Annotated in this window: 18 protein-coding genes; 6 read left to right on the forward strand and 12 right to left on the reverse strand. The window is 57.4% G+C overall.

The window, feature by feature from the left end:
- Window positions 1–21 precede the first annotated feature (21 nt).
- Entirely contained in the window at window positions 22–396 is a 375-nt protein-coding gene (locus D888_RS21810) for an FHA domain-containing protein (RefSeq protein ID WP_020677256.1), read from the forward strand.
- 168 nt (window positions 397–564) lie between these two features.
- On the opposite strand, the gene D888_RS21815 is transcribed toward D888_RS21810, so the two are convergent.
- The 3 genes from D888_RS21815 to D888_RS0114345 form a co-directional block, all read right to left on the reverse strand.
- Window positions 565–2,277: a hybrid sensor histidine kinase/response regulator gene (locus tag D888_RS21815; protein WP_020677257.1), complete on the reverse strand. Its 1,713-nt coding sequence runs from the start codon at window positions 2,275–2,277 to the stop codon at window positions 565–567.
- A 16-nt stretch (window positions 2,278–2,293) separates the two neighbouring features.
- Window positions 2,294–5,260 carry a chemotaxis protein CheB gene (locus D888_RS0114340; RefSeq protein WP_020677258.1) on the reverse strand — a complete coding sequence of 989 codons (2,967 nt, stop codon included), beginning with the start codon at window positions 5,258–5,260 and terminating at the stop codon, window positions 2,294–2,296.
- A 140-nt stretch (window positions 5,261–5,400) separates the two neighbouring features.
- Window positions 5,401–6,339 (reverse strand): 3-hydroxyacyl-CoA dehydrogenase family protein, encoded by a 939-nt coding sequence (locus D888_RS0114345; protein WP_020677259.1) that lies wholly within the window; start codon window positions 6,337–6,339, stop codon window positions 5,401–5,403.
- Window positions 6,340–6,823: 484 nt separating this feature from the next.
- On the opposite strand from D888_RS0114345, the gene D888_RS0114350 reads away from it, so the two are divergent.
- The 5 genes from D888_RS0114350 to D888_RS0114370 all read left to right on the forward strand — a co-directional run bounded on the left by D888_RS0114350 (window position 6,824) and on the right by D888_RS0114370 (window position 11,489).
- The gene (locus tag D888_RS0114350; RefSeq protein WP_020677260.1) at window positions 6,824–7,579 is read left to right on the forward strand and encodes an ABC transporter ATP-binding protein; all 756 of its coding nucleotides are present in this window, start codon (window positions 6,824–6,826) and stop codon (window positions 7,577–7,579) included.
- Window positions 7,572–8,288, forward strand: coding sequence for an ABC transporter ATP-binding protein (locus D888_RS0114355; protein ID WP_020677261.1), 717 nt, complete (start codon window positions 7,572–7,574; stop codon window positions 8,286–8,288). The genes D888_RS0114350 and D888_RS0114355 overlap by 8 nt, the downstream gene beginning before the upstream one ends.
- A gap of 35 nt (window positions 8,289–8,323) precedes the next feature.
- Window positions 8,324–9,535 carry an ABC transporter substrate-binding protein gene (locus D888_RS0114360; RefSeq protein ID WP_020677262.1) on the forward strand — a complete coding sequence of 404 codons (1,212 nt, stop codon included), beginning with the start codon at window positions 8,324–8,326 and terminating at the stop codon, window positions 9,533–9,535.
- An 81-nt stretch (window positions 9,536–9,616) separates the two neighbouring features.
- Entirely contained in the window at window positions 9,617–10,522 is a 906-nt protein-coding gene (locus D888_RS0114365) for a branched-chain amino acid ABC transporter permease (RefSeq protein ID WP_020677263.1), read from the forward strand.
- 49 nt (window positions 10,523–10,571) lie between these two features.
- Complete coding sequence (locus D888_RS0114370) at window positions 10,572–11,489, forward strand: ABC transporter permease subunit (RefSeq protein WP_083928946.1); 918 nt, start codon at window positions 10,572–10,574, stop codon at window positions 11,487–11,489.
- Between the two features lie 127 nt (window positions 11,490–11,616).
- Here D888_RS0114370 and thyX read toward each other — a convergent pair whose 3' ends face one another.
- From thyX to cbiE, 9 genes are all read right to left on the reverse strand, one after another.
- Complete coding sequence (gene thyX, locus D888_RS0114375; RefSeq protein ID WP_020677265.1) at window positions 11,617–12,525, reverse strand: FAD-dependent thymidylate synthase; 909 nt, start codon at window positions 12,523–12,525, stop codon at window positions 11,617–11,619.
- 133 nt (window positions 12,526–12,658) lie between these two features.
- Window positions 12,659–14,137, reverse strand: a complete 1,479-nt coding sequence (locus D888_RS21820) for a glutamate synthase subunit beta (RefSeq protein WP_020677266.1) — start codon at window positions 14,135–14,137, stop codon at window positions 12,659–12,661.
- Entirely contained in the window at window positions 14,130–18,692 is a 4,563-nt protein-coding gene (gltB, locus tag D888_RS0114385; protein WP_020677267.1) for a glutamate synthase large subunit, read from the reverse strand. Before gltB ends, D888_RS21820 begins: the two co-directional genes overlap by 8 nt.
- Before the next feature lie 419 nt (window positions 18,693–19,111).
- The gene (locus tag D888_RS0114390; RefSeq protein ID WP_020677268.1) at window positions 19,112–20,188 is read right to left on the reverse strand and encodes a pyridoxal phosphate-dependent aminotransferase; all 1,077 of its coding nucleotides are present in this window, start codon (window positions 20,186–20,188) and stop codon (window positions 19,112–19,114) included.
- On the reverse strand, window positions 20,185–21,126 hold the full coding sequence (gene cbiB / locus D888_RS0114395) for an adenosylcobinamide-phosphate synthase CbiB (protein ID WP_020677269.1): 942 nt from the start codon (window positions 21,124–21,126) through the stop codon (window positions 20,185–20,187). Before cbiB ends, D888_RS0114390 begins: the two co-directional genes overlap by 4 nt.
- On the reverse strand, window positions 21,123–23,459 hold the full coding sequence (locus D888_RS0114400) for a cobyric acid synthase (protein ID WP_020677270.1): 2,337 nt from the start codon (window positions 23,457–23,459) through the stop codon (window positions 21,123–21,125). The genes cbiB and D888_RS0114400 overlap by 4 nt, the downstream gene beginning before the upstream one ends.
- A gap of 35 nt (window positions 23,460–23,494) precedes the next feature.
- Window positions 23,495–24,547 carry a cobalt-precorrin 5A hydrolase gene (locus D888_RS0114405; protein WP_020677271.1) on the reverse strand — a complete coding sequence of 351 codons (1,053 nt, stop codon included), beginning with the start codon at window positions 24,545–24,547 and terminating at the stop codon, window positions 23,495–23,497.
- Between the two features lie 64 nt (window positions 24,548–24,611).
- A complete protein-coding gene (gene cobM, locus D888_RS0114410; protein WP_020677272.1) occupies window positions 24,612–25,409 on the reverse strand; it encodes a precorrin-4 C(11)-methyltransferase in 798 nt (265 codons plus the stop codon).
- A gap of 153 nt (window positions 25,410–25,562) precedes the next feature.
- The gene (cbiE, locus tag D888_RS0114415; protein WP_020677274.1) at window positions 25,563–26,774 is read right to left on the reverse strand and encodes a precorrin-6y C5,15-methyltransferase (decarboxylating) subunit CbiE; all 1,212 of its coding nucleotides are present in this window, start codon (window positions 26,772–26,774) and stop codon (window positions 25,563–25,565) included.
- Window positions 26,775–26,801 lie beyond the last annotated feature (27 nt).

Below are 26,801 nucleotides of genomic sequence, written 5' to 3' on the forward strand. Positions count from 1 at the left end.
ATCGGAATCAGGAGAAAAACCATGTTAAAAATCACCCTGCAACTCGGCGACAAACTGTTGGCCACCTATGAAACTGACAACGATGACCTCAGCATTGGCCGCAGCGCCAGCAACGACATCAGGATCGACAACCTGGCGGTTTCCAGCCAACATGCCAAAATCCGCAAGGTGATGAACACCTACCTGATCGAAGACCTCAAAAGCACCAACGGCACCTTCGTCAACGAAAAGCAGATCGACCGCTATGAACTGATCGACGGCGACCGGGTGACCATCGGCAAGCACAGCCTGCTCTTCAGCATCTCCGGCGGTTCGAAGAAGCCCCCCTTCGACGCCGACAAAACCATGATCCTTGATACCGAGAAACAACGCGAGCTGCTGGATAAAAATCGCTGACAATCGCGAGCCTGACTCTCTTTTGAACAGATCCGATCCGCGTATCTAAAATGATGTTCCGAGCATCGAATCACTTAGATAAACCGAGATGCCGCTCTCAGACAGGACGTAAAAAGGCCCAACCAGTTTAGCTCTGGTCGGGCCTTTAAATCTGATCAGCGGATCTTTTCAGCTCTGCCCCGAAGCGGCCTGCTCTTCATCCAGTACCCTGCGTGTCACCTGGACCATCTCGGCGAGGGCCAGGGGCTTCAGGCAAAACGCGTTGATCCCGAGTCTCTTCGCCTCTTCGGCATCAATCAGATTACTGTGCCCGGTACAGAGAATTGTCGGGAGATCAGGGCGGATGCCGTGTAGTTCGGCGATAAACTCATGGCCCGAAAGGCCCGGCATGGTCTGATCGCTGATAACCAGATCAAAATCATACGGATCCGCTTTGAAAATTTCCAGCGCCCGGGTACTGCTGACCTGGGTAGTGACCTGATAGCCGTACTCGCTGAGAATCTCTCTCCAGGCCTCGAGCAACATGCTGTCGTCATCCACAATAAGGACCTTTTCACTGCCGCGGGGCAGCGCCAGGTCAACGGCTGGAATGTCTAACTCCCGGTCTTCAATGATCGGAAAATAGAGTTCAAAAGTGCTCCCCTGGCCCGGGGTGCTGTTGACCTTGATCAGCCCGCCATGCTTCATCACAACCTTCTGTGTAGTTGCAAGCCCTATCCCTGTTCCGGCGTTGACCCCCTTGGTGGTAAAGAAAGGTTCAAAGATTTGCTCGATGATTTCCGGGGGCACACCCGCACCCGTATCCTGCACACTGAGCCGGGCGTAGCTGCCGGGTCCGCAGGCGTAGGCCGCAGGGATTTCGGCTGTTTGCAAGGTGACCCTGTCGAGGCTGACACACAAATCGCCCTTTTCGCGCATGGCATGGACCGCATTGTTACACAGGTTAATCAAGGCTTCCTGGATCTGGGTGGCGTCGCCTTTGATGATAATTTCGCCCCTGTCGTGGGTGATGATTTTTTGCAGCTTGACCGTGCTGGGGATAGTGGACTCCAACAGCTTGAGGGTCTCATCGACCAGCGCCGGCAATGAAACCGGCAGCACGTAATCTGAACCTTGGCGGCTGAAGGTCGAAATCTTCTGGACCAGCTCGCGGGAACGGTTCACGGCAATCTTGGCATTCGCCAACAATGGGCGCGCAGGACTGTCTTGCGCCAGCCGGTTCAGAGAAAGATCGATATTCCCGAGAATAATCGCCAGATTATTGTTGAAACTGTGGGCAACCCCGCCGGCCATATGACCGAGGGTTTCCATCTTGTGCTGCTGTGTTTCGCGCAAATCCTGCTTGGCCTGCTTCAATTCGGTGATGTCGATCAAGGCCAGGCGGCATTCTTCCCCGGTCACGGTCACCAATGCCTTAAGTTGGAGAACGACACCAGAATGCGCCTTTGGCATGAGATTCACTTCGCAGCTTTCTTGAGTAGCACTCAAAAAGGCCTTTTGGAGTAAGGCGTAAAAAGCGGGACGGAACGGATAATCAACGAAATGTTCAAAGCGCCGCCCCCTGATGCGAAACCGTTCAAGCCCGATGAGGCGCGCCGCAGTGAGGTTAACAGCGAGGATAACCCCGGTGCGGTCGAGGGTCACATAACCGACCGGCGCGAAATCGAAGAGGTCGGTGTACTTTTCGAGCATGGTTTCGAGTTCATAGCGGGTGTCGCGCAGTTCTGCATTCTGAAGTTCCAGTTCAACCCGATGCACCTGGAGTTCGTGCAGCAGTCTGAGGGGTTCATTGCTGAGATCGGGGGGGTGGGCTAAGCGTTCTTCCGCACGACGGCGCAGTGCGGCAAGATCCTTTTTATACTCTTCGTTATCTGTCACCATGAGAGCCCCTTCCTGATCAACCTTTAACCTGCAGCAGCACTGAGAGATCCTGACCGAGGGCAACGATACCCGCCGGTTGGCCATCGACATCCAACATCTGCCCGGTCGACCATTGGATACTAAAAGTCTCCCCGGTTTTCGTCTCAAACGGCGTGGTGAAGTTCAAACCTGAGTCTGCCGATAGCATCTTTTTCAAGCGCGTTGCGGCCTGCCCCCCCCTCGGCCCCGGGATGAACAGCTCGAAAAAGTTTTTATGCAGAACCTCGTCCCGGCGGCAACCCAGCAGTTTTTCCGCAACGGGGTTGAACTCCAGAATTTTCCCGTCCTGCGCCAGACAGATGACCGTAAATGTCGAGGCGTGTACGATCGTCCGCAGCATGCTCGTGGTTGCGCGTAACTCAGCCTCTATTTTCTTGGCCGCCGTGATGTTGGTAAAGGTCATAACCACACCGTCGATCTTATCCTCCAGGGTGCGATACGGCAGAATGCGCACCATAAACCAGCGGCCGTCTGCGGTGGCAACTTGGCGCTCATTGAAGATCAGGCTGTCCAGCACCTCCCTTGCCACCGCCGGCAGCTCCGGATAGAGCAGATCGCTGGCAATATCGGTCAACGGCCGGCCGATATCGCTCGGAATCAGCTTGAAAACTTCATTGACGCCGCGGGTGAAGCGTCTGACGCTAAGCTCTTTATCCAGAAAAATCGTGACAATCCCGGTACTGTTGAGCAGATTTTTCATGTCGTTGCTGACCCGCGCCAGCTCATCCATCTTGGCTCTCTGTTCGGCATTGACCGTCTGCAACTCTTCATTCATCGATTGCATCTCTTCTTTCGAGGTGGTCAACTCCTCGTTGGTCGACTGCAGTTCTTCATTGGTCGACTGCAGCTCTTCATTGGTCGACTTGAGCTCTTCCTGAGAGCTCTGCATCACCTCACGGGCGGCCTGTAATTCCTCATGGCTGCGATTAAGCTCCAGTTCCAACTCCGCAATACGGGCAACTTCTGCCCCCGCCTCTTTTGAGCGCCCTTGCGCTTTTGTGGTTGGCAACGCGGCGACGGCGTTAAAAACGATCAACACCATTCCCGCAAGCTCTTCGGGACTCGACAGCGGCTGAATCAGCACGTCGACTCTCTGTGTCCGCCCCAGAGCTTCGACTGTCAGCCCGTTGATCTTGATGGCCTCTTTTTTGACAACCGCCTTTTTCAGCCCCCCCGTCAACTCGAAACGCAGACCCTCGCGCGCCATGACGAAGATATTCCAGTTGGCCTTGCCGGCCGCCGGCTCCAGGTATTGCCCGGTGCGCCCGTTGATGCAGAGGATATCCCCCTGCTCATTGACCAGCACTGCAGGTGAGGTGTGATTCCGCAGAATAAGCTGGTCCGTTAGAGATTGGAGGTTGGCTTTCGGCTTGTGCATGGTCAAATCCTTGGAGATATCGAGAGGATGGTGGGCAAAGCCCGCCGGAAAATCGACCGGTTCGACAGGCTGACTCGACTTCCGTTTGCGGAACAGGCGCGATTTGGGATGAAGGGTCATAAAAAGATCAGTAAAACTGCCGATACTCTCGGCGCTCCCCAGAAACAGGACCCCTTCTGGAATCAGACTGTAGTGGAAGAGGGGCAGAAGTTTGCGCTGAAGATCCGCATTGAGATAGATCAACAGATTCCGGCAAACGACGAGGTTCAGCCTGGTGAAGGGGGGGTCCATAATGACATTCTGGGTGGCGAAGGTCACCATCTCGCGAATCTCTTTACAGATCTGGTAACTGTTCTCCTCTGCGATGAAGAAGCGGTTCAGACGCTCCGCTGAGACATCGGCGGCGATATTCGCCGGGTAATGCCCCTGCCGCGCCCTGGCGATCGCATCCGGATCGAGATCGGTGGCAAAGATCTGTAGCGTATAGCGCTCCTTTGGCCGCAGTTGCTCAAGCATTTCAGCGAAAATGATCGCCAGGGAATAGGCTTCTTCCCCGGTCGAACAGCCCGCACACCAGGCCCGCACCACACCTGTCGCCGGCCGCTCGGCCAGAAACCAGGGCATGACATCGGCCTTGAGCAGTTCCCATTCCTCCGGATCGCGGAAAAAGCTGGTGACGCCGATCAACAACTCCTTGAACAGGAGTTCGATCTCCTGGGGGTTCTCGCGCAAAAACCGAATGTAATCGTTTATTTTACCCAGCTGGTGAATCCCCATCCTCCGTTCGATGCGGCGGGAGATGGTGGTTTTTTTATAGTCAGAAAAATCGTGACCGGTTTTGGTTCGCAGCAGGATGGCGATCTTCTCCAGGGAACTCTGTTCCTTGTCGTCCAGCAGTGGAGCGCTACTCTCATGGCTGGTAACGTAGCGATGATAATCGATAATCCGGACGGGAAGTTGATCTGTCGGCGCGACAATGTCGGCCAGCCCGGCATTGATCGCGCTACGCGGCATGCTGTCAAATTTTGCGGATTCCGGGTCCTGCACCGCAGCCAGACCCGAATTCTCCCGGATGGCACGTAAGCCCATGGTCCCGTCTGAGCCCATCCCCGACAGGATGATGCCGATGCTCCGCTCCTTGCAGTCATCGGCCAGGGAGCGCAGGAAATAATCGATCGGCAGCCGCAGACCACGCGGCGCGGCCGGCTCAAACAGATGGAGTCGACCGTGCAGGATCGACATATCCTTGTTGGGTGGAATCACGTAGACCGAATCCGGTTTAACCAGCATCCGGTCTTCGGCCTGAACAACCGGCATGCTGGTGGCCGAACGGAGAATTTCGGGCAGCATCCCCTTATGGGTCGGATCGAGATGCTGGACGATCACGTAGGCAATCCCGCTTTTTTGCGGGACATACCGCAGAAACTGGTCCAGCGCCTCCATTCCGCCGGCGGATGCACCGATGCCCGCGATAGCAAAAGGTCGCGACGTCTTCGGCGATGGAAGGTTTTCTGACCCTGAGGGAGTCACTTTTTGTTTGTCTGCGGTTTTTTTTCGCTGAGTCATATACCCATTCTAACAGCTAAAAGTAAAAAGTTAAAATGACCAGTTTGCCCCCCCCCAAGAGCACGACCCTTGGCGGCGGTCAACAGCAGACCACAACAAAAAAGCGCATAAAAACTCGGTGAAAGGGTTGATGCGACCCGTCATGCTTTGCGGCGCAGTTTAAGAAGCCGGATAAACGCAAGATCGCGACTGCGAATTTTATCGGCGATGATCTCTCTGGTCGGGTAAGCGTAGAACCCCTGACCGGTTTTGATGCCAAGCTGACCCTGAAGGTTCATCTCCTTGAGGATCCCTGGCACCGTAGGCGTACAGTCGAGTTCGGGACCCAGGTTGGTCATGACGCTCTGCCAGGTGTCCAGCCCGCCAAAATCGGCCGTCTCCAACGGCCCGATGACCGACCAGCGGAAGCCTGGCCCCGCCGTTATCGCCATGTCAATATCATGCCGGTCTGCCACGCCGCTCGCAACCAGATGCAAAGCCTCCCGCAGGAGGGCGGCCTGCAACCGGTTGGCGATAAACCCCGGAACGTCTTTCCGCAAAACAACGGGAACCTTGCCAACCAGACGGAGCAGATCCAGGACGGCCATGATGATCTCATCCGGAGTGTCCTTCGATTTGATGACTTCGACCAGCGGCACCAGATGAGCGGGATTGAAGAAGTGTGTAATAACCACCCGTTCAGGTCTTGCAAGATGCTTGGTCATTTCGGTCAGCGGCAGGGTCGAGGTGTTGGAAGCGATGATCGCCGTCACCGGGGCCTGAGCTTCAATCTCGGCCAAAATTTGCCATTTCAGTGCCAGGTTCTCCGTTACCGCTTCGGTAATAAACTCGGCTGTGCCGACTGCTTCCTTTAGACTGCATAGGGGGTTGATATTATCCAACGCAGCCTGCCGCGCAGCACCGGACACCAACCCTTCATCGACGAGCAACATCAGGTCTATTCCGATCAGATCCCTGGCCTGGGCCAGTACTTCCGGGCTGCTGTCATAGAGTGCAACCCGGCAGCCGTGCAAGGCATAAACCAGAGAGATACCGCGCCCCATGATACCTGCACCGATCACAGCAACTTTATCCATCATCACCCATTCCTCCTGATTCCTGATCTTTGTTAATGGGCTGCAACCGCAGCGCTCGTGAATGAATGAATGAGAATATTAATCCACACTCTGGTTATCTACTTGGCTCAACGAATGCTGAGGATGTGCTCATGGCACCCATGGAAGGGTTCATATGGCCCTAGAAAGGGTGCGCGAAGGCACATCTTTGCCCAAGCGGAGTGAACTGGATAACCAGAATTCACAATACCGTTCTATAGTTCATGCTAAAGTATATATTCAAAAATAGGAATACATTTTGCCTTAAGCGCCTGTTTTGGTCTTGCATCTGAGCATAGTTTCTATATAGTAAAACAGCGTTTTCTCTATATCAACCATCGCCCTGGTCGCGGCACTGTCTCAAAAAACGCCCGGTGTTCCACCGACGTTCGAAAGCCCTGAGGGCCAGCCACAACCCTGCGATGTTGAGCATTTTACCTTGTACCATGCAGGAGAAATTACCGTCATTATGGCCTCTGAATACCTCATCGAAACGCGCAGTCTGACCAAAAACTTTTCTGGCTTCACCGCCGTTGATAAAGTCAACCTCAGGGTAAAACAGGGCTCAATCCATGCTCTGATCGGACCCAACGGAGCGGGCAAGACGACCGTTTTTAACCTGCTGACGAAATTCCTCATCCCTTCGGGCGGAAGCATTTTGTATAAAGGGGTGGATATCACCCACGAAAAACCCGCCGATATTGCGCTGCGTGGTATCATCCGCTCCTTCCAGATCTCGGCGGTCTTCCCCAAGCTGTCCCCTTTCGAGAATGTCAGGGTGGCTCTGCAGCGTCGACTTGGCACCTGCTACCACTTTTGGAAACCGGCCTCGAGCCTCGACGTTTTGACCGCGCGGGCGCTGGAACTGCTCTCCGCCGTCGGGCTGGAGGAGTTTGCCCACCACCCGACGGTGGAACTCGCTTACGGTCAGAAACGGGCACTGGAGATCGCCACGACCCTGGCACTGGACCCTGAGCTCATGCTCCTGGACGAACCAACCCAGGGGATGGGAGCCGAGGACGTAGGGGAAATTACCGAACTGGTGCGCAAGGTATCCGCGAATCGTACTATTTTGATGGTCGAACACAACCTGAAAGTGGTGGAGAGCCTGGCAGATCGGATCACTGTTCTGCAGCGCGGCGCTATTCTGGCTGAGGGGAGTTATGATGAGGTTTCTCAGGACCCACTGGTGATGGAGGCCTATATGGGGACCGCAGATGCCTGACATTCAAGCGACGACGATTCTGTCGGTAAACGACCTGCACGCCCATTACGGCGAATCCCACATTTTACACGGGGTTAACTTTTCGGTTCAGCAGGGGGAACTTGTCACCCTGCTGGGACGCAACGGGTCCGGACGCACCACGATTCTCAAATCAATTCTAGGGCTGGTGGGGCGGCGCAGCGGTTCAATCCGGATTGCCGGGTATGAGACCGTAAAACTCCCTCCTCACCGCATTGCGCGCCTCGGGGTGGGGTATTGCCCTGAGGAGCGGGGGATCTTCTCCCGCCTCACGGTGGAAGAGAACCTGCTGCTCCCGCCAGTGGTCAAAAGTGGCGGAATGACCCAGGCCGAAATTTACGCCCTCTTTCCTAACCTGCTGGAACGCAGAAAAAGTATGGGGACCCGTTTGTCGGGAGGGGAACAGCAGATGCTGGCCATGGCGCGCATCCTGCGCACCGGCGCCGACTTGTTGCTGCTTGATGAAATAACCGAAGGCCTGGCCCCGGTTATCGTTCAGGCCTTGGGCTCCCTGATTCGGCAGCTCAAGAAGCGGGGCTTCACTATTATTCTGGTCGAACAGAACTTTCATTTCGCCGCCGATCTGGCCGACAGACACTACGTGGTCGACCACGGCAATATCGTGGATATGATTTCAATGGAGGCCCTGGAGGCGAGCCGGGAACGGCTCAATGGTTATCTCGGGGTTTAACGCAGGACCAATCAATAGAGGGAAGGAACCGCATCATGAAAAAAAGTTTTATGCAGTTCATCACAGGGTTCGCTGTTTTCGGCCTGGCCATGACCGCCAGCGCGGCGGGGATTTCGAGCAACGTAGTTAAAATTGGCGTCCTTACCGACATGTCCGGAGTCTACTCAGCGATTGGCGGCGAAGGAAGCGTGACCGCGGCAAAAATGGCGATAGAGGACTTTGGCGGCAAGGTTCTGGGCAAGCCGATTCAACTGATTTCAGCTGACCACCAGAACAAGGCAGACATTGCTTCAACCAAGGCGCGCGAGTGGGCCGACACCGATCACGTTGATATGATCACTGGCTTGCTCAACTCTGGTTGCGCTCTGGCGGTACAGAAGATCGGCACCGAGAAAAAGGTGATCTCCATGGCCACGGGTGCTGGCAGCACGGCGCTGACCAACAAGGACTGCAGCCCCTACGGCATCCATTATGTCTATGACACCTACTCTCTGCCCAAGGTTGCCGGCGGTGCCATCGTCGATACCGGCGGCAAAACCTGGTACTTCATCACTGCCGATTATGCCTTCGGACACTCGCTGGAAGAAAACACCTCGGCCTTCGTCAAGGCTCATGGCGGCCAGGTTCTCGGACAGGTTCGTCACCCTCTCTCCACTGCAGATTTCTCCTCCTACCTGCTTCAGGCTCAAGCTTCGGGCGCCAAAGTCATCGGGCTGGCCAATGCGGGCGGCGATTTCATCAACGCCGTCAAGCAGGCGCGGGAATTCGGGATTGTCAAAGGCGGGCAGACCATCGCCGGAATGCTGGTCTTTTTGAGCGATGTGAAGAGCCTCGGTCTTGATGTCGCCCAGGGCATGAATTTCGCCACCAGCTTTTATTGGGATCGTGATGAGCCCTCGCGTGCCTGGTCCAAGCGGTACTTCGCCAAAACCGGCGCCATGCCGACAATGGATCAGGCCGGCGTTTACTCAGCGACTACCAACTACCTTAAAGCGATTCAGGCGGCCGGTACCGACAATGCCGACGCGGTCATGAAGCAGCTGCGTTCGATGAAGATCGACGACTTCTTCTCGATTAATGGCCACCTGCGCGCCGACGGCACCATGGTTCACGACATGTTTTTGGTTGAAGTAAAGAAACCCTCCGAATCAAAGGGCCCCTGGGATCTCCTCAAGGTCATCAAACAGGTCCCAGGCGACGAGGCGTTTATGCCGATGTCCGAGGGAAGTTGTCCGCTGGTTAAGTAGGAACCACAAAATCAATACGATGTGCGCACCGGGACGAATCCTGCTTCGTCCCGGTGCTGAGCGTAATCCGGAGACGGTGTCATGCATTTATCCTATCAGATGGTTTTAGCACAGCTGATGCTGGGTCTTAACAATGGCGCCTTTTACGCCATTCTTAGTCTGGGACTCGCTGTTATCTTCGGACTGCTGAATATTATTAATTTCGCTCATGGGGCGCTCTACATGCTCGGCGCCTTTGTTGCCTTGCTCGGTTACAATGAACTGGGTCCTTTGCTCGGCATGCCCGGTTTTCACATGAACTACTGGACCGCCCTGATCGTCTCACCACTGGTGGTTGGACTGCTGGGGGTACTTATCGAAAAGACCATGCTCAAGCGTTTGTACAAGGTTGACCACCTGTATGGATTGCTGCTCACCTTCGGTCTGGCGTTGATCCTTCAGGGCGTGTTCACCAATTATTTCAACGTCTCGGGGGTTTCCTATAACGGCAAACCTGAAATTCTGCGGGGCGTGGTGAACCTCAAGTTTATGATGTTCCCCACCTACCGGCTCTGGTCGATCGGTATCTCACTCACCGTCTGTTTCGCCACCTGGTTTATTATTGAACGCACTAAACTCGGTTCCTATCTGCGTGCCGGCACCGAAAATCCCAGCATGGTGCAGGCCTTCGGGGTCAACGTTCCGCTGATGATCACCCTGACCTACGGCTTCGGGGTGGGACTGGCGGCCTTTGCCGGAGTGGTCGCGGCGCCGATTTTCTCTGTCAGCCCGATCATGGGTGCGGAGATGATCATCACCGTCTTTGCGGTGGTCGTCATCGGCGGCATGGGTTCGATCATGGGTTCGATAATCACCGGGCTCTCCCTCGGCATGGTCGAAGGACTGACCAAGGTGATCTATCCTCCAGCCGCCAACACGGTGATTTTTTTCATGATGATACTGGTGCTGTTGATAAAACCGGCGGGCCTTTTTGGCAAGGAAGAATGAGGAAATACGCGTGAACCGTATACTCTGGATTGCATTGTTTCTGTTGGGGATGGTGGCGCCTTTTCTGGCCTATCCGGTGTTTGTCATGCAGCTGCTCTGTTTCGCCCTGTTTGCTTGCGCCTTCAATTTGCTGATCGGCTACACCGGCCTGCTCTCTTTCGGCCACGCCGCATTTTTCGGCGGGGCAGCCTATATCACCGGCTATCTGGTTAAACACATGGGGCTGACCCCCGAACTCGGAGTGCTTGCCGGCACCCTGGCAGCGGGGGCTATGGGCTACGTATTCGGCAGTCTGACCATCCGTCGTCAGGGGATCTATTTCGCCATGATCACTCTGGCACTCGCCCAGGTGGTCTATTTTATTGCCCTCAAGGCGCCGTTTACCGGCGGCGAAGATGGGCTGCAGGACGTCCCGCGCGGGATGCTCTTCGGTTTGATCGATCTGGGTCACAGCTACCACGTGGCAGGTAAACCGCTGGAGCTCAATCTCTACTATTTCGTTTTTACCATCTTTTGTCTCGGCTTCTGGATCATCCACCGAGCTATTCATTCCCCCTTCGGCCAGGTTCTCAAGGCGATTCGCGAGAATGAACCACGGGCGATTTCGCTGGGATACAAGGTAGAGCGCCTGAAATTGCTGGCATTTGTTCTCTCTGCGTCCCTGGCCGGGACGGCCGGCGCGACCAAGTCCATTGTTTTCCAGCTCGCCTCACTCACTGATGTCAGCTGGCATACCTCCGGGGAGGTGGTGTTAATGACCCTGCTCGGTGGCCTCGGCACGGTTCTGGGACCAGTGGTCGGCGCCTTCACCGTAATCACCCTGCACTCCGAACTGAGCGCCATCGGCTCCTGGGTGACGGTAGTCATCGGGGTGACCTTTGTCGTCTGCGTGCTCGCTTTTCGGCGTGGGATTGTCGGCGAGGTGCTTGAAATAATCAGGGCATGGTCGCTCAAACACAACGATTAAACCAACCGAAGAAGCCACCTCTGTAGCAGAATCTCCACCATAATAATGGCCATCCTTACGACAAGGATGGCCATTGCTTTTTCAAAATCTACCAAACATTTTTACTCAACCCGAGTCCTGAGCGAACTCACCCGACAGTCTTCAAACCCAGCGCTGCTAGTTTAGATTCAATCTCCAGCGCCTCGCGGGATTTCTTGCCGCTGGCGGGATTTATCCAGCCTTTTTCAAGCATCCAGACTCTGGCGGCGGCCTGATCCTGAGTGATCAAGATCCGCATCAACTCGATTTCCGGGCCTGAAAGACGCAAAGCGTTCAGACGATAGTCTTTAAACGCTTCCCAGGCCAGGGGCACCCAGCGCGATACGATCTCTTCACCGATCAGGCTGGCGTACTGCCTGATTTCGTATTGGGCATGACCATCCATGCGCAGCTGCAGAAAATGCAGCAGATTATGCAGATCCGTTGACCAGTAGGCTTCGGTGTAGGTCGATAGCGGCAGGTCTTTACGCGCCTGTTCACGGGCCACGCCTTCATTAATGCGGGACTGGTAAAGTTCGCGGGCGGCCTGATGAAAGCCTGCTTCGGCCGCGGTCAGCTCCGAACCCGTCTCCGGCGCGAGAAAGCCATCGCTCCCCTGCTTGTTCTGAGCCGCCTGAAGCCGCCATTCGTCGGGCAGGGTCGTTTGCTGATCGGCGATCGCCTCGGAGTATCGGGTACTATACTCGTTGACTGATGCGGTGCGGTGACGAATCCACTGACGCCAGCAGTCCATCGGGACGCGAACATGGAGCTTGATCTTGCACATTTCAAACGGGGTGGTGTGGGCGTTGCGCAGCAGATAGCGGATCAGGCCACGATCTTCATGCACCTGCTTGGTTCCCGCCCCGTAGGAGACCCGGGCCGCCTGAACAATCGCGGCATCATCGCCCATATAATCGACCACACGGATATGGCCATGATCGAGAATCGGAAAGCTCTGTCCTAAAATCTCATCCAGCGCCGGAACGCTGGCACGCACGATCTGGTTCTCCGTCATTTCGGATTCCTTTTTATGTCACCCTGAATGGTGCAAAATAGCCTTATCCAGCCCGAACAGTATAAAAAAACCTCCACAAAAAGGTAACACTTGTGGAGGTTTTTTGTTCATCGCAGCGGGGCAAGGAGAATGATCAATAAACAAAGGCCTCGAGGCGCACCTGGGGCAACAGGCTCGGGGACCCGGTCAGGTACTCGTCGACACAGCGGGCGACTTCGCGCCCTTCGCTGATCGCCCAGACCACCAGGCTCTGCCCACGGCGACAGTCGCCGGCGGCGAAGACCCCATCGACCGAACTCATGCGGGTCTTGGTGTCGGTCGTGATATTGGAACGCTGGTCGGTTTCACAGCCAATCTGCTTGACCAGCTCGGAACGCGGTCCGAGGAAGCCCATGGCCAGCAGGACGAGATCGCATGGCCAGATCTGTTCGCTTCCTGTGACCTTCTCCGGTCGACCATTAGCCCAGACGATCTTGACGGTCTCCAGGCCGGTGATGCTGCCTCTTTCGCCAAGAAAACGGGTGGTCATGATTTCGTAATAGACCTTGCCCCCGTTGGCGGCCATCTCTTCAACGGAAGAGCTGACGCGCATGATGCGTGACCACTGCGGCCAGGGGTTGTTGGCGCCGCGCTCGGCCGGAGGCTGATCGAGAAGTTCGAAGTTGACGACGCTGGCCGCACCCTGACGCAGTGAAGTACCGATGCAGTCGGAGCCGGTGTCGCCGCCGCCGATAACAATGACCCGCTTCCCCTCGGCGCTGATCACCTGTTTTTTAGGGTGGAGCGCGGCAATATCCGCATCCCCCCAGTTGGCGCGGTTCTGTTCGGGGAGGAACTCCATCGCAAAGTGAATGCCGTCCAGCTCGCGCCCCTCGACGGGGAGGTCGCGCGGTTCTTCAGCGCCGGTGGCAATCACCACCGCATCAAAGGCGGATTTAACTTCGGCAAACGACCGATCCTTGCCGATTTCGCAGGAATAGATGAACTCAATCCCTTCGGCCGCGAGCAGGTCGATGCGGCGTTGCACCTTTTCTTTGCGCAGCTTGTAATGCGGAATGCCGTACATCAACAAGCCACCGGCGCGGTCGGTCTTCTCGAAAACGGTTACCTTGTGACCGGCGCGATTAAGTTGCTGCGCACAGGCCAGACCGGCTGGGCCGCTGCCGATCACGGCAACGGTATGAGTGCTGCGTTTTACCGGCGGTTGGGGGATGATCCAGCCCTCTTCAAAACCCTTGTCGACGATAGAGACTTCGTGCAGCTTGATCGTCACCGCCGGTTCGTTGATTCCGAGCACACAGGAGGTTTCACAGGGCGCAGGGCAGACCCGGCCGGTGAACTCCGGAAAGTTATTGGTCGCGTGCAGGGCGCGCAGGGCTTGTTCCCACTTGCCGCGATAGACCAGGTCGTTCCATTCGGGGATCAGGTTCCCCAGCGGACAGCCGGTCATGCAGAAAGGGACACCGCAATCCATACAGCGCGCTGCCTGGGTCTTGATCTTCTCTTCACTGGGATAATCATAGTGTTCATCATAATTCTGCAAACGAACCTCGACCGGTTGAATGGTCTTGTCGCGGCGGCCATGTTTTATAAATCCACGTGGATCACCCATTGAGAGTCTCCTTCTGTTCAGCCTTGGCGGCCCGTTCAGAGAGGGCCCGGCGGTATTCGTGGGGAAAGACGCGGACGAAGCGGGTCAGATGTTCATCCCAGGTCGCGAGGATTTTTTTCGCGCGGGGCGACCCCGTCATTTCATGATGCCGGCTGATGACCTGCTGCAGCCACTTGGCATCATAATCATCGGTCGACATCAACTCGAGATCGACCGTCGCTGAGTTGCAACGGCGACGGAAGCGGTTATCGAGATCCAGAACGTAGGCAAATCCACCCGACATCCCGGCCGCAAAATTGCGTCCGGTCCGACCCAGGCAGATCATGCGCCCAGCGGTCATGTATTCACAGCCGTGGTCCCCCACCCCTTCAACAACCGCGATAACGCCCGAATTGCGCACGCAGAAGCGTTCACCGGCCTTGCCGGCAAAGTAAGCTTCACCGCCGGTGGCACCATAGAGCACGGTATTCCCGACGATCGAGTTCTCATCCCAGGCGAAAACGGCTTTGGGGTCAGGACGGATAATGATACGACCACCGGCCATCCCCTTACCAACGTAGTCATTCGCCTCACCGATCAGGTGCAGATCTATGCCGGGAGCTAAAAACGCACCAAAGCTCTGCCCGGCGATGCCGTTCAGGGTGAGATTGATGGTCCCTTTGGGCAACCCTTCACGGCCGTGCAGCATGGCGATCTGGCCCGAGAGCATAGTGGCAAAGGTTCGATTGGAGTTGCGGATCGGCATCTCGATATGGACGGCTTCCTTGCGTTCCAGGGCGGGCGCGGCGAGCTTGAGCAACTGATTGTCGAGCTGCTTCTCGAGGCCATGGTCCTGCCCCTGAATGCGCCGGGTGGCGACCTCGGGACCGACCTCAGGTTTGGCCAGCATGCGCGAAAAATCCAGGCCCTGGTTCTTCCAGTGCTTGATCGCGTCGTCCATCTCCAGGTACTGGGTCTGGCCGATCAGTTCGTCCAGGCTGCGCACGCCGAGTTCGGCCAGCAGTTCGCGCACCTCTTCGGCAAGGAAGGTGAAGTAATTGATCACATGCTCGGCCTTGCCGTTAAACTTGGCGCGCAGCGACTTGTCCTGGGTGGCGACACCGACCGGGCAGGTATTGAGGTGGCATTTGCGCATCATGATGCAGCCGAGGGTCACCAGCGCCACGGTGGCAAAGGCATACTCTTCGGCGCCCAGAATGGCGGCGACGACGACATCACGCCCGGTGCGCAACTGGCCATCTGTCTGCACGATAATGCGGCCGCGCAGGTCATTGAGGACCAGAGTCTGCTGGGTCTCGGCCAAACCGATCTCCCAGGGGATGCCGGCGTGCTTGATCGAGGAGGTCGGCGACGCGCCGGTACCGCCGTCATAGCCGGCGATGACCACGCGCTCGGCGCGACCTTTGCTGACGCCGGCGGCGACGGTGCCGACGCCGACTTCACTCACCAGCTTGACCGTGATATCGGCCTTGGGGTTGCAGTTCTTCAAATCGAAAATCAGTTGGGCCAGATCTTCGATCGAATAGATATCGTGATGAGGCGGCGGTGAGATCAGGGTGACTCCGGGAACACTGTAGCGCAGCGAACCGATGTATTCACTGACCTTGTGCCCGGGAAGCTGGCCTCCTTCGCCGGGTTTGGCACCCTGGGCGATCTTGATCTGCAGTTCGTCAGCGTTGACCAGGTAATGCGGGGTGACACCAAAACGCCCAGAGGCCACCTGCTTGATCGCACTGCGGCGCTGGTCGCCGTTGACATCCGGGGTGTAACGGCGCGGATCTTCGCCACCTTCGCCGGTGTTCGACTTGCCTCCAAGACGATTCATGGCGATGGCCAAAATTTCGTGGGCCTCGGGCGAGATTGAACCGAGACTCATCGCACCGGTACAGAAACGCTTGACGATGGCACTGACCGGTTCGACCTCATCCAGCGGGACGGCCGCACTCTGGCCCTTGAACTTGAACAGGCCACGCAGGGTGCAGAGGCGTTCGCTCTGATCATTAACCATATGGGCGTACTGCTTGAAGACGTCACGGTTTCCCGAGCGCACCGCATGCTGCAGCAGGGCGATGACCTCCGGGTTCATCAAGTGGATCTCCCCGTCACGGCGCCAGGAATATTCAGCACCGCGCTCCAGATCCCGGTTGATATCCGGCTGTTCAGCGTAGGCGATGCCGTGACGCATCAGGCTCTCGGTAGCAATCTCTTTCAGGCCCGCGCCGCCGATACGGCAGGCAGTACCGGGGAAATACTTGTCGGTAAAGCTCTGGTCCAGACCGATGATCTCAAAAATCTGGGCGCTGCAGTAGCTCTGCAAGGTACTGATCCCCATTTTGGAGAAGACCTTAAGCAGGCCCTTGCCGATCGCCTTGATGTAGTTTGTGGAGTACTGGTAGACGATATCGTGCTCTTCGTCGGCGCGGTCATTACCGTCTAGACCCGGTAGCGAACCGTCATGCACCATATCCTGCAAGATCTCGAACGCCAGGTAGGGGTTGATCGCTGTTGCCCCATAGCCGAGCAGCAGGGCAAAATGATGCACCTCGCGCGCTTCACCGGTTTCAATGATGAGTGAGCACTGGCTGCGTTTTCCCGCCCGGATCAGGTGATGATGAATAGCGGAAAGAGCCAGCAGAGCAGGGATCGGAGCCTTCTGAGCACAGACCCCGCGATCCGACAAAACCAGGATGGTGCAGCCCGCATCGACGGCGGCCTCGACCTCGACAAACAGATTTTCCAGGCGATTCTCAAGCGCATCGGGGCCCCTCCAGGCTTCAAAGAGGGTGCTGACCGTCGTCCCCTGAAAATTCTGCAGATCACTGTGGCGCAACTGCTCGAGCACATCATTGGTGATGATCGGATTTTCGAGTTCCAGCATGCAACAGTGCTCCGGACCGGGCATCAGAATGTTTCGTGCTGGTCCGATATACTGGGTCAAGCTCATGACCAGTTCTTCGCGCAACGGGTCAATGGAGGGGTTCGTCACCTGCGCAAAGAGCTGTGAGAAATACCAGTAGATCAACTTGCTGCGCTTCGAAAGCACCGCAATCGGGGTATCTGTCCCCATCGAACCGACCGGCTCCTGACCGTACATGGCCATCGGCGCCATCACCACGCGCATCTCTTCCAGGGTATAACCGAAGCTGCCCTGCACGCGCCGCAGTTCTCCAGGACTGGAGCCGCGCTTGGTCGCCGGGGCGGGCAGATCCTCGAGGCGAATCAGATGATCGCGGACCCAGGAGGCATAGGGTTGAGCCGCAGCTAGATCTCCCTTGATCTCGTGATCTTCCTTGAACTCACCAGTTTCAACGTCGACCAGAATCATCTTGCCGGGCGCCAAGCGCTCCTTACGCAGAATCTTCTCGGGGGGCACATCCAGCACGCCAGCCTCCGAAGCATAAATAATTTCATCGTCGCTGGTCAGCCAGTAGCGCGCCGGGCGCAGGCCGTTCCGATCAAGGATCGCTACGATCTGGCGACCGTCACAGGCGACGAGGTTGGCTGGGCCATCCCAGGGCTCCATCATGGTCGCGTGATATTCGTAGAAACCTTTGAGCTCGGGCCGCAGGTGCGCCTTTGAGGCCCAGGCCTCGGGGACCATCATCGCCAGAGAGTGCGCCAGGCTGCGACCCGTGACCACCAGTAGTTCGAGGGCGTTATCAAAACAGGCGGTATCAGAGCTGCCTTCAATGACGACCGGGTCAAGGTCAGAGATCCCATCGGCCAGATCGAGGTGGGCGAACAGGGCGGTACGTGCCTTCATGCGATTGATGTTGCCACGCAGGGTATTGATTTCGCCATTGTGCGCAACATAACGGAAAGGGTGCGCCAGATCCCAGGTCGGGAAGGTATTGGTGCTGTACCGCTGATGCACAAAAGCCAGGGCACTGACGAGACGCTCATCGTCCAGTTCAGGGAAGAAGGTGTTTAGCTGTTCGGAGAGCAGCATCCCCTTATAGAGGATAGTGCGGGTAGAGAGCGAACAGACGTAAAACAGCTCCTCGCCGGCGAGCTTCGCAGTACGAATGACGTTCTCAGCCCGCTTGCGACCCAGATAGAGCATCAGTTCAAGCTGACTGGCTTTGATCTCTCCCCGTCCGACAAAGATCTGCATGACCTTCGGTTCTACAGAACGAGCGTTGCGACCTATGGTACTGCCATCGGTACAAACGTCGCGCCACCCGAGAAGCGGGCAACCGGTTCTGACCAGTTCACCTTCCAGCGCTGCGATACAGGCCTCACGGCGCGCTTCGCCCTGAGGTAGAAACACCAGACCGGTTCCGTATTCGCCTAGCGGCGGCAACGAAAAGTTACAGACCTCACGGTGGTAAGCATCAGGGAGCTGGATCATCAAGCCGGCTCCGTCACCATCCAGAGGATCAGCGCCCACAGCGCCGCGATGGGTCAGGTTGCAAAGAATCTCAATGCCGCGTTTGACAATACTATGGCTTTTACGGCCTTTGATGTTGGCAACAAAGCCGACCCCGCAACTATCATGCTCGTTAGCTGGATCGTAAAGGCCTTGGGCGGGCGGCATGCCAATATGATTTGTCATGGTCAATCCTTGATCGTTGGGGAACGGAAGCAGGGCCCGCAAAGGGGCAAGCCTCAGACAGGGGTATAATCAATTTTACAGATAGCAACAGTGACGGAAGGGATCAAAAACTGACCTCATCAACATCAGAAGCAAAGGACCAGAGTCGTGAATTCACGGCCTGGCTTGACACTTCAAGCGGCTCTTGTTTCGCGGATACTAAGCTGAACTGCTGAGAGGTCTTTGCTTTACGGAGATCACGCCTGGGACGATCTGGACCATCCATCACCGCCGATTTTATAAAAAACCGGCCTATTCAACTGATCTGAATTCCGTTGTTTTATAGACCAGCTTGTCTCTCATGTCAATTTCAAACACCAGCGGGAGGGGTAAAACAGAGCAAAACGGTTCAAGAATAACAGGCTCTTTGACAAGACCAATCACGCACCGTCGCAAACGGAAGCTAACTTACCCAGCGCCTGTAGCAAAAAGAGATTCTGCTCTTCCCTGAGCACCGCGAAGCGCAGGTAACGCCTGTCCAGTGGTAAAAAATCACAGCAACTGCGCAGTAACAGCCCCTGAGGTCGCAATTGTGTGACAATCTGCGGCGCAGGAGGCCAGTGATCCGGCAGGCGACAAAGCAGATAGTTGGCTTCACCGGCGAAGACCTGCCAGCCGAGCTGTTCGAGACCCTGTTGAAATTGCGCACGCAGTCGTGGAATCATCTCCAGAGTGCGGAGCTGGAAGGTCTCTGCTTTCAGACAGGCGCGTGCCGCGACAATTGCCAGATTTGACAGACTCCAGGGTTCGCGTCCAGCCGCCAGCAGCCTGATATCGGCAGCGGACCCCGCCAGATAACCGGCGCGCAGACCCGGAATGGCATAAAACTTGGTCATCGAACGCAACAGCAACAGATTTTGTCGCTCGACCACTCTGGAGATCAGAGACCGCTCAGGGCAGAAATCGACAAAGGCCTCATCGACCAGCAGACGACAGTCTCCCAGTCGATCCGCCAGTTCGATCAGCTGTCCCGGCACGATGCCGACACCACTGGGATTACCGGGATTGGCCAGCACCACCAGATCTGTGTGTGGCTGAAGCACAGCGAGAATATCAGAAACATTAAATGCAAAATTATTCTGCGGGTCGAGGCTAAAGTGGTCAATCTGACAGCCGACCTGCTGCAGGGCGGGGGCATACTCACCAAAACCGGGTTGAATCAGCAAGGCACGGCGTGGTCGCAAGACCCGCGGCAGCAGATAAATCAGTTCAGTCGAACCGCTGCCGGGGAGCAGATGTGCTTCGGGCAGTTGATGAAAGCGCGCCAGCTCCAAGCGCAGGCTGGCACCATCGATTTCAGGGTAATCAGTGATGCGACCCAGGGCCTGCTGCAAGGCCTGCTGCACACCGGGGGGAACCCCGAGCGGGTTGATGCTGGCCGAAAAATCGCAGATCTGGCTGCGCCCCAGCCCCAGCTCATGCATCGCAGCATCCACCCCACCACCGTGCACCCTCATGAAAAAACTCCGAGGAGCAAGACCGCCGGTAGCAAGCCCAGAAACGCCGAGGTGTAAAGTAGCCGAATCATCGACTGGTAATGCCCGATGGTGATCGCTTCGCTGGCATCACCGAGGGTCGGCTTTTCAATCTGCGCACCGAAGTAGACCGCGGCCCCGCCCAACTGCAAATTAAGCGCCCCGGCCGCCGCCGCTTCGGGCCAGCCAGCATTAGGGCTGGCGTGTTTGCGCGCGTCCCGCCACATGATCCGCCAGGCGCCGGAGCCATTGAGTCCCGTCAGCCAGGCCGCCCCGACCAGCAGCAAACCGGTCAAGCGCGCCGGAATCCAGTTAAGCAGATCATCCAGCTGCGCCGCGCTGCGACCGAAATGCAGGTAGCGCTCATTTTTATACCCGACCATCGAATCCATGGTATTAACCGCCTTGTAGAGCAACGCCGCCACCGGCCCACCGAGACACAGGTAAAAAAGCGGCGCGATCACGCCGTCAGATGCATTTTCGGCCAGGGTTTCAACCGTTGCCCGCAGAATCCCGGCTTCATCCAGTTGCGCAGTTTCACGTCCGACGATCATCGCCAGTGCCTGCCGCGCCCCACCGACATCCCCCTCTTTCAGGGCCTCAATCACCGGCAGCGACTCAAGATGCAGACCACGCAGCGCCAGACAACTCGCGGCAAGCCAGAGTGCCAGAAGGCTCTGAAAGAGACCGGCAATCGCTCCGGCAATCTGAAGGGCAGAGATCACGGCAAAGCCGACAATGCCCAGCACCGACAGAACCAGCAGCAGGCCGGCCAACGACTCATGCCTGACCCGCTGACGTAATTCATCTTCCAGTCCTGTGATCAGGCGTCCGATCCAGACCACCGGGTGCGGCCAGTGACGCGGATCGGCAAAGAGCAGATCCAGCACCACCGCAGCGACCAACAGCTCGGCACTCATTTCTCTGCTCCGCTGGTTTTCGGCGGGATCAGCCAGCTAAGGATTTGCGGAAGGTCCAGGTGGGCCTCCAGATGATCCGCGAGGCGGTCGAGTTCACCTTCGAGATCGTAGGCCGGCAGGGTCCGATCGGCGGCACCATGACGTAGGGGGGCCAGCACCGCCCGACGCAACTCATCATTATCGAAGATACCGTGCAGATAGCTGCCCCAGACCCGCCCATCGGCTGAAACGGCGCCATCATAGAGCACTACCCGTTGTTTGGAACGTTCAGTCAACTGCAGCAGGGGTCGGCAGGCGGAGCCGTATTCGGTTTCGCCGGCGTGAATTTCGTAGCCGCTCAATTCGGCAAGCCCCGAAAATCCGGCCGCCGCCGCGGCAGGTTGAAGTTGCGCGCGCACCTGGTGAGTCTGCTTGTCGCGACACAGAGTCGTATCTAAGTCGAGCAGGCCGAGTCCCTCCCCGACGGCCTGTGACGACTCGACCCGCTCGGGGTCAAGGATGCGCCTGCCGAGCAGCTGCAGCCCACCACAGATCCCGATCAGGCGCCCGCCCTGTGCGGCAAAAGTTTGAATAGCGCCGAACAGGCCGCTGGTCTTAAGAAACTCAAGATCGGCCAGAGTGCTCTTGGTCCCGGGCAGAATCAGCAGATCGAGATTTTGCAGCTGCGCGGGATGTTCGACGTAGATCAGGTCAACGTCCGGCTCACGCGCCAGGGCATCGAAATCGGTATGGTTGGAAATGCGCTGCAGCCGCACCACTCCGACCAGCACCGTCCCCCCGCCAGTGCTGCGCCGTTCAAGACCGAGGGAATCTTCAGCTGGTAGATCGAGTTTCAGATAGGGGACTACGCCGATCACCGGGAGCCCGGTGCGATCCTCTATCGCGGCGATGCCGCTGTCGAGCAGGCTGGCGTCGCCGCGAAAACGATTGATGATGATCCCCCGCAGTAGCGCGCGTTCTGCGGGTGTCAGCAGTTCAACCGTGCCGAGGATGCTGGCGAAGACCCCGCCGCGTTCGATGTCGGCGACCAGAATCCCCGCCGCACCGGCCATCTCGGCCGCCTTGAGGTTGGTGAAGTCATGGGCGCGCAGGTTGATCTCGGCGATGCTTCCCGCCCCTTCGAGCACCACCAGTTCGACCTGTCCTGAGAGCCGTCGGTAAGAATCGACCACCTTGGTCCAGACCTGATCCTTGTACTGATGATACTCGCGCACCCCCATGTTACCGACCGGGCGACCCTGCACGATCACCTGGGAACCGGTCTCGCTGTTCGGCTTGAGCAGAACCGGGTTCATATCGACGTGCGGTTGCAGCCCGCAGGCCGCCGCCTGCAACGCCTGGGCTCGACCGATCTCGCCGCCACCCGGGGTCACCGCCGAGTTATTCGCCATATTCTGCGCCTTGAAGGGCGCGACCAGGTAACCCCGGCGTTTCAGAATGCGGCACAGTCCGGCGCTGATCACGCTCTTGCCGACATCCGAGCCGGTACCGCCGATAAAAAGTGCGTTGCACTTTTTATCCGTGAGGGGTGAGGAGTGAAGGGTTAGGGGTATGCTGATCTCCACCTCACTCTTCACCCCTGACACCTCACGCTTCTTCTCATAACCACGCGGAGTCACCATCCGGCCCTGATTATCGACCCGCGTACTGCTATTACCGATGATCACTACGGAGAACATGTCGATCTCGGCTTCGAGCATGTCGGCCAGAGTCGTAAGGCAGACGCTCTCCCCGGCGCGGCAGGCGTTACGCACGATGCCGACCGGGGTCTCGGGAGCACGATGACGCATCAGAATCGCGCGCGCTTCTCCGATCTGGGTGGTGCGGCCGCGACTCTTGGGGTTGTAAAGCGCGATGACAAAATCGGCCCGCCCGGCCGCGTCCAGACGTCGCCGGATCAGGCTCCAGTCGGTCAGCAGGTCGGAGAGCGAGATCACCGCGAAGTCATGCATCAGGGGGGCGCCGAGACGCGCGGCCGCGCCCTGGACGGCGGAAACCCCAGGGATGATCTCGACCTCAACCACGGCCGGACCCTCAAGCTGCTGCAGCTCAAGCACCAGTCCCGCCATGCCATAGATCCCGGCGTCGCCACTGCAGACCAGCGCTACCACGGCCCCTTGCGCCGCACGCCGCAAGGCCTCACGGCAGCGCTCAGTCTCCTGCCGCATGCCGGTCGCGAAGGTCTCTTTAGTCCCGATCAGATCAGCGATCAGCTCAAGGTAAACCTGATAGCCGGTGACGACAGTGGACGATTCAATGGCGGTCAGCGCCGCCGGGGTCATATGTTGAGCGTCCCCCGGGCCGAGACCGATGACAAAGAGTTTTTTCTGCATTTTGAGCCCTGTCTTAAGGAGCGATAAACCCGGGATTAGGTTTTGATTTCAGCGATGGCCACCGTCACGTTGCCGTTCTTCTTTTTTTTCACCAGCATGCGCCCACCGCTTGAAACCAAAAGAGCGGCCGGTTCGCACACCCCTTTAGCGCCGACAGCATGCTGGACATAATCAGAGGCGGGGGTTGGTGCCTCGATGGCGTTCAAGTCATCCGCGCTGTAAAAATGAAGGGGCAGCCTGTGTTTGTCTGCGAACTGCAGCAGGCCGACTTCGTCCTGTTTGGCATCGATACTGGCAATGGCGCCGATACTGGCGAAAGCGAGGAATGCCTCCCGCAGGGTCTGACGCACAACCATTTCGATTTCGTCAGCGGAAGTGTCGCGATTGCAGCCGATACCGACCGCCAGATTACGCGGCCGCAAGGCCAGCAGGTCAGGTCGGTCATTGAGCGGCGGCAAATAACGATTGCTGACAAAAACGTAACCGGCGGCGGTCTGTTCCAGAGCCGTCGCAAAACTGCGGACTATCTTTACGCAGGGGATATTTTGGTAGGCTGCGGCAACCGCGCCTTCAGCGTCGGCCAGCACAATCGGTTGCTGCTCAAGGAGCAGACGATTGAGCAGCTTGATCCGCGTCAGCGGCTCGACCGCCATATTGCACTTGCGCGCAACCTCGTCAAAGGCGGGAAGCTGGTTGACATCGGTCGCGGTGGTAATGACCGCCGTGCCCCCCAGGAATGAGGCGACTTCTTCAGCGAGTTCGTTAGCACCACCGAGATGCCCCGAGAGCAAGCTGATGGCGAACTGTCCCGCTTCATCGCACACCACCACCGCTGCATCCTGATCTTTCCCCTTGAGATGCGGCGCGAGCAGGCGCATGACGATCCCGCTGGCCATGATACAGATCAGCCCATCGACCCTGGCAAAAAGCTGAGGCAGCAGCTCTGAAAGTTTTCCATCAAAGTAGTTTAGACCGTCTGCCAGGCGAAACTTCTCCGGTAACCAGAGCTCGGCATCCTCGGCCTGCGCATGGAGTCTTCTGGCGAGTTGGGCGCCGCCGCTGGTGATAGCGATGATGGCAAGGGTCATAGGGCTCGACTCGACTGGTTTGCAGTGAAAACCTCAGGTTGGGATCAAAACGCACTGACTTGTGCTACTCGACCTTGCTCCGATAACCGTGGGCAAAGCCAGCATCATAGAGTTTGGACTTCTCCGGCACCCCCTGGCGGCGCGCTTTCAAAACCTCACCGACCAGCACCAGGGCCTGGCGGGTAATTCCCGCCGCGGCGACCCTGGCGGCGATATCGGCAAGGGTGCCCTCGACGATCTTTTCATCCGGCCAGCTGGCACGGTAGACAACGGCAGCAGGGGTCTGTGGAGTGAACACCCCGCCAGCCAGCAGGTCCACAACCAGCTGGTCCATCATCCCGACCGAAAGGTAAAGACAGATCGTTCCGCCGTTGCGTGCGATGTTACGCAAGGCTTCGCTATCGGGCACCGGAGTGCGTCCCGCCAGCCGCGTCAACACCAGAGTCTGCGAAACCCCGGGGAGGGTCAGCTCCTGTTTGAGACTGGCGGCGGCGGCAAAGGTCGCCGTAACCCCGGGGATAACACGGTATGGAATATTCTCGGAATCCAGCACTTCCATCTGTTCCTGGATGGCGCCGTAGAGAGCGGGATCGCCGGTATGCAGACGCACCACCTTTTTGCCCGCCCGCGCCCCGGCAATCAAAAGTACCAGCACCTGCTCCAGATTGAGCGGGGCGCTGTCGTAGATTTCGCAGCCGGCTGGACATTCATCGAGCAGCGCCGGGTTCACCAGCGAACCGGCATAGACCACCAGCTCGGCCTGCTGCAGCGCCTTCAAGCCCTTGACCGTAATCAACTCCGGATCACCGGGACCGGCGCCGACAAAGATAACCTCACCCGGTGTCATTTGAAAATTGTTCATTCAGGTGTCCAAATCAGTAGAAATAACCCGATGGCTAAGCAAAAATTTCGTCCAGCAAGGCTCCGGTGGGAATCAAGGGCGCAGGCATACGCCAGAATGTCAAGATCTTGCTTACCGCCGACAACGCAGCTGGGCGGAATTTTTGCGCCGCCATCAGTCTTTCACCGCCGTCAGAATATAGACCGGGTTGTAAGCCTCGAACATCTTGTAGCTGGTCAGCGGACGGGTGCGGGAGATATTGACCGTCACCACCTCAAGTTCGTAGCCCGCGTTACCGAAGAATTCGCTGGCCGAGGTCAGGGTATCGAGGGTTATCGCGTTCAGCACGATCCGCCCGCCGCTCGCCAGACGCTGATCAACAAGCTTCAGGATATCCCACAGATGCCCGCCCGAACCACCGATGAAGACCCGGTCAGGATCGGGCAGATTCTCAAGACACTGGGGCGCATCCCCTTCGACTAGCTGGACATTGCGGGTGTTGAACTTTTGCAGATTCTGCTTGATATACCTGCGGCACTCTTCATTGCGCTCGATGGCGAAGATCCGCCCGTTAGGCAGCAGATGATCGGCCTCAATCGAGATCGACCCCGAACCGGCGCCGACGTCCCACAAGCACATATCGTGACGTAGCTTCAGCTTAGCCAGGGTGACGACGCGCACCTCTTCCTTGGTGATCAGCTTCTTGACCGTAAAAAACTCATCGTCCGGAATCCCGAGGGTCGGCACATAGGCCTGGTCTTCATCATCGAATTCGCGGATCAGGAGCAGGACATTCAAGGGGGCGGCCTCGGTTTTGGCCAGATCAATAATATTGCTGATGCGAATGCGCTCCCTGGGGGTCCCCAGATCTTCGCACAGATAGGCGCGATAGCCACTGCGTCCGCGTTCGAGCAACGCCTTGGCGATTGCCGCCGGGGTATTGACCTCATCGGTCAGAATCGCGGATTTATCGTTGGCCATAATCCGGTCAATCGCCTTCTGCAGCCCGCGTCCATGGACCGAAAGAAAGACCGCGTCATCCCAGGGTTCACGAATTTTGGCAAAGGCGTATTGCACCGAGGTGACATTCGGCAGGAATTCAAGCAGGCTGTCGGGCAGGTTGCGCAACAGGTAGCGTCCGATACCGAAGAAGAGCGGATCGCCCGAGGCCAGCACCACGCTATGCCCCTGATGACGCTGGAGCTTCTCAACCAGATCACCCAGGTTCCGATCGATCAGCAGTTTTTCACCGCGGAAATCAGGGAAGAGCGCCAGCAGCCGTTCGCCGCCGCAGAGCAGATCGGCTTCGCGGATCCGTTCGAGGGCCTGATTGCCGAAGGCTTCCTGGCCGTCGATCCCGGCTCCGATCACATGGATACTTTTCATGGGGGCCTCCTCAAGGCACTGGGTCAA

The sequence above is a fragment of the Geopsychrobacter electrodiphilus DSM 16401 genome, assembly GCF_000384395.1.
Taxonomy (GTDB): domain Bacteria; phylum Desulfobacterota; class Desulfuromonadia; order Desulfuromonadales; family Geopsychrobacteraceae; genus Geopsychrobacter; species Geopsychrobacter electrodiphilus.

Bases quoted from the DNA above. Each gene is read 5' to 3' on its own strand.
- D888_RS0114400 (WP_020677270.1), bottom strand. From the start codon at position 23,459: ATGCAGAAAAAACTCTTTGTCATCGGTCTCGGCCCGGGGGACGCTCAA.
- D888_RS0114405 (WP_020677271.1), bottom strand. From the start codon at position 24,547: ATGACCCTTGCCATCATCGCTATCACCAGCGGCGGCGCCCAACTCGCC.
- thyX (WP_020677265.1), bottom strand. From the start codon at position 12,525: ATGACGGAGAACCAGATCGTGCGTGCCAGCGTTCCGGCGCTGGATGAG.
- D888_RS0114345 (WP_020677259.1), bottom strand. From the start codon at position 6,339: ATGATGGATAAAGTTGCTGTGATCGGTGCAGGTATCATGGGGCGCGGT.
- D888_RS0114350 (WP_020677260.1), top strand. From the start codon at position 6,824: ATGGCCTCTGAATACCTCATCGAAACGCGCAGTCTGACCAAAAACTTT.
- D888_RS21815 (WP_020677257.1), bottom strand. From the start codon at position 2,277: ATGGTGACAGATAACGAAGAGTATAAAAAGGATCTTGCCGCACTGCGC.
- D888_RS0114390 (WP_020677268.1), bottom strand. From the start codon at position 20,188: ATGAGGGTGCACGGTGGTGGGGTGGATGCTGCGATGCATGAGCTGGGG.
- cobM (WP_020677272.1), bottom strand. From the start codon at position 25,409: ATGAACAATTTTCAAATGACACCGGGTGAGGTTATCTTTGTCGGCGCC.
- gltB (WP_020677267.1), bottom strand. From the start codon at position 18,692: ATGACAAATCATATTGGCATGCCGCCCGCCCAAGGCCTTTACGATCCA.
- D888_RS21820 (WP_020677266.1), bottom strand. From the start codon at position 14,137: ATGGGTGATCCACGTGGATTTATAAAACATGGCCGCCGCGACAAGACC.
- D888_RS21810 (WP_020677256.1), top strand. From the start codon at position 22: ATGTTAAAAATCACCCTGCAACTCGGCGACAAACTGTTGGCCACCTAT.
- D888_RS0114340 (WP_020677258.1), bottom strand. From the start codon at position 5,260: ATGACTCAGCGAAAAAAAACCGCAGACAAACAAAAAGTGACTCCCTCA.
- cbiE (WP_020677274.1), bottom strand. From the start codon at position 26,774: ATGAAAAGTATCCATGTGATCGGAGCCGGGATCGACGGCCAGGAAGCC.
- D888_RS0114360 (WP_020677262.1), top strand. From the start codon at position 8,324: ATGAAAAAAAGTTTTATGCAGTTCATCACAGGGTTCGCTGTTTTCGGC.
- cbiB (WP_020677269.1), bottom strand. From the start codon at position 21,126: ATGAGTGCCGAGCTGTTGGTCGCTGCGGTGGTGCTGGATCTGCTCTTT.
- D888_RS0114355 (WP_020677261.1), top strand. From the start codon at position 7,572: ATGCCTGACATTCAAGCGACGACGATTCTGTCGGTAAACGACCTGCAC.
- D888_RS0114370 (WP_083928946.1), top strand. From the start codon at position 10,572: ATGGTGGCGCCTTTTCTGGCCTATCCGGTGTTTGTCATGCAGCTGCTC.
- D888_RS0114365 (WP_020677263.1), top strand. From the start codon at position 9,617: ATGCATTTATCCTATCAGATGGTTTTAGCACAGCTGATGCTGGGTCTT.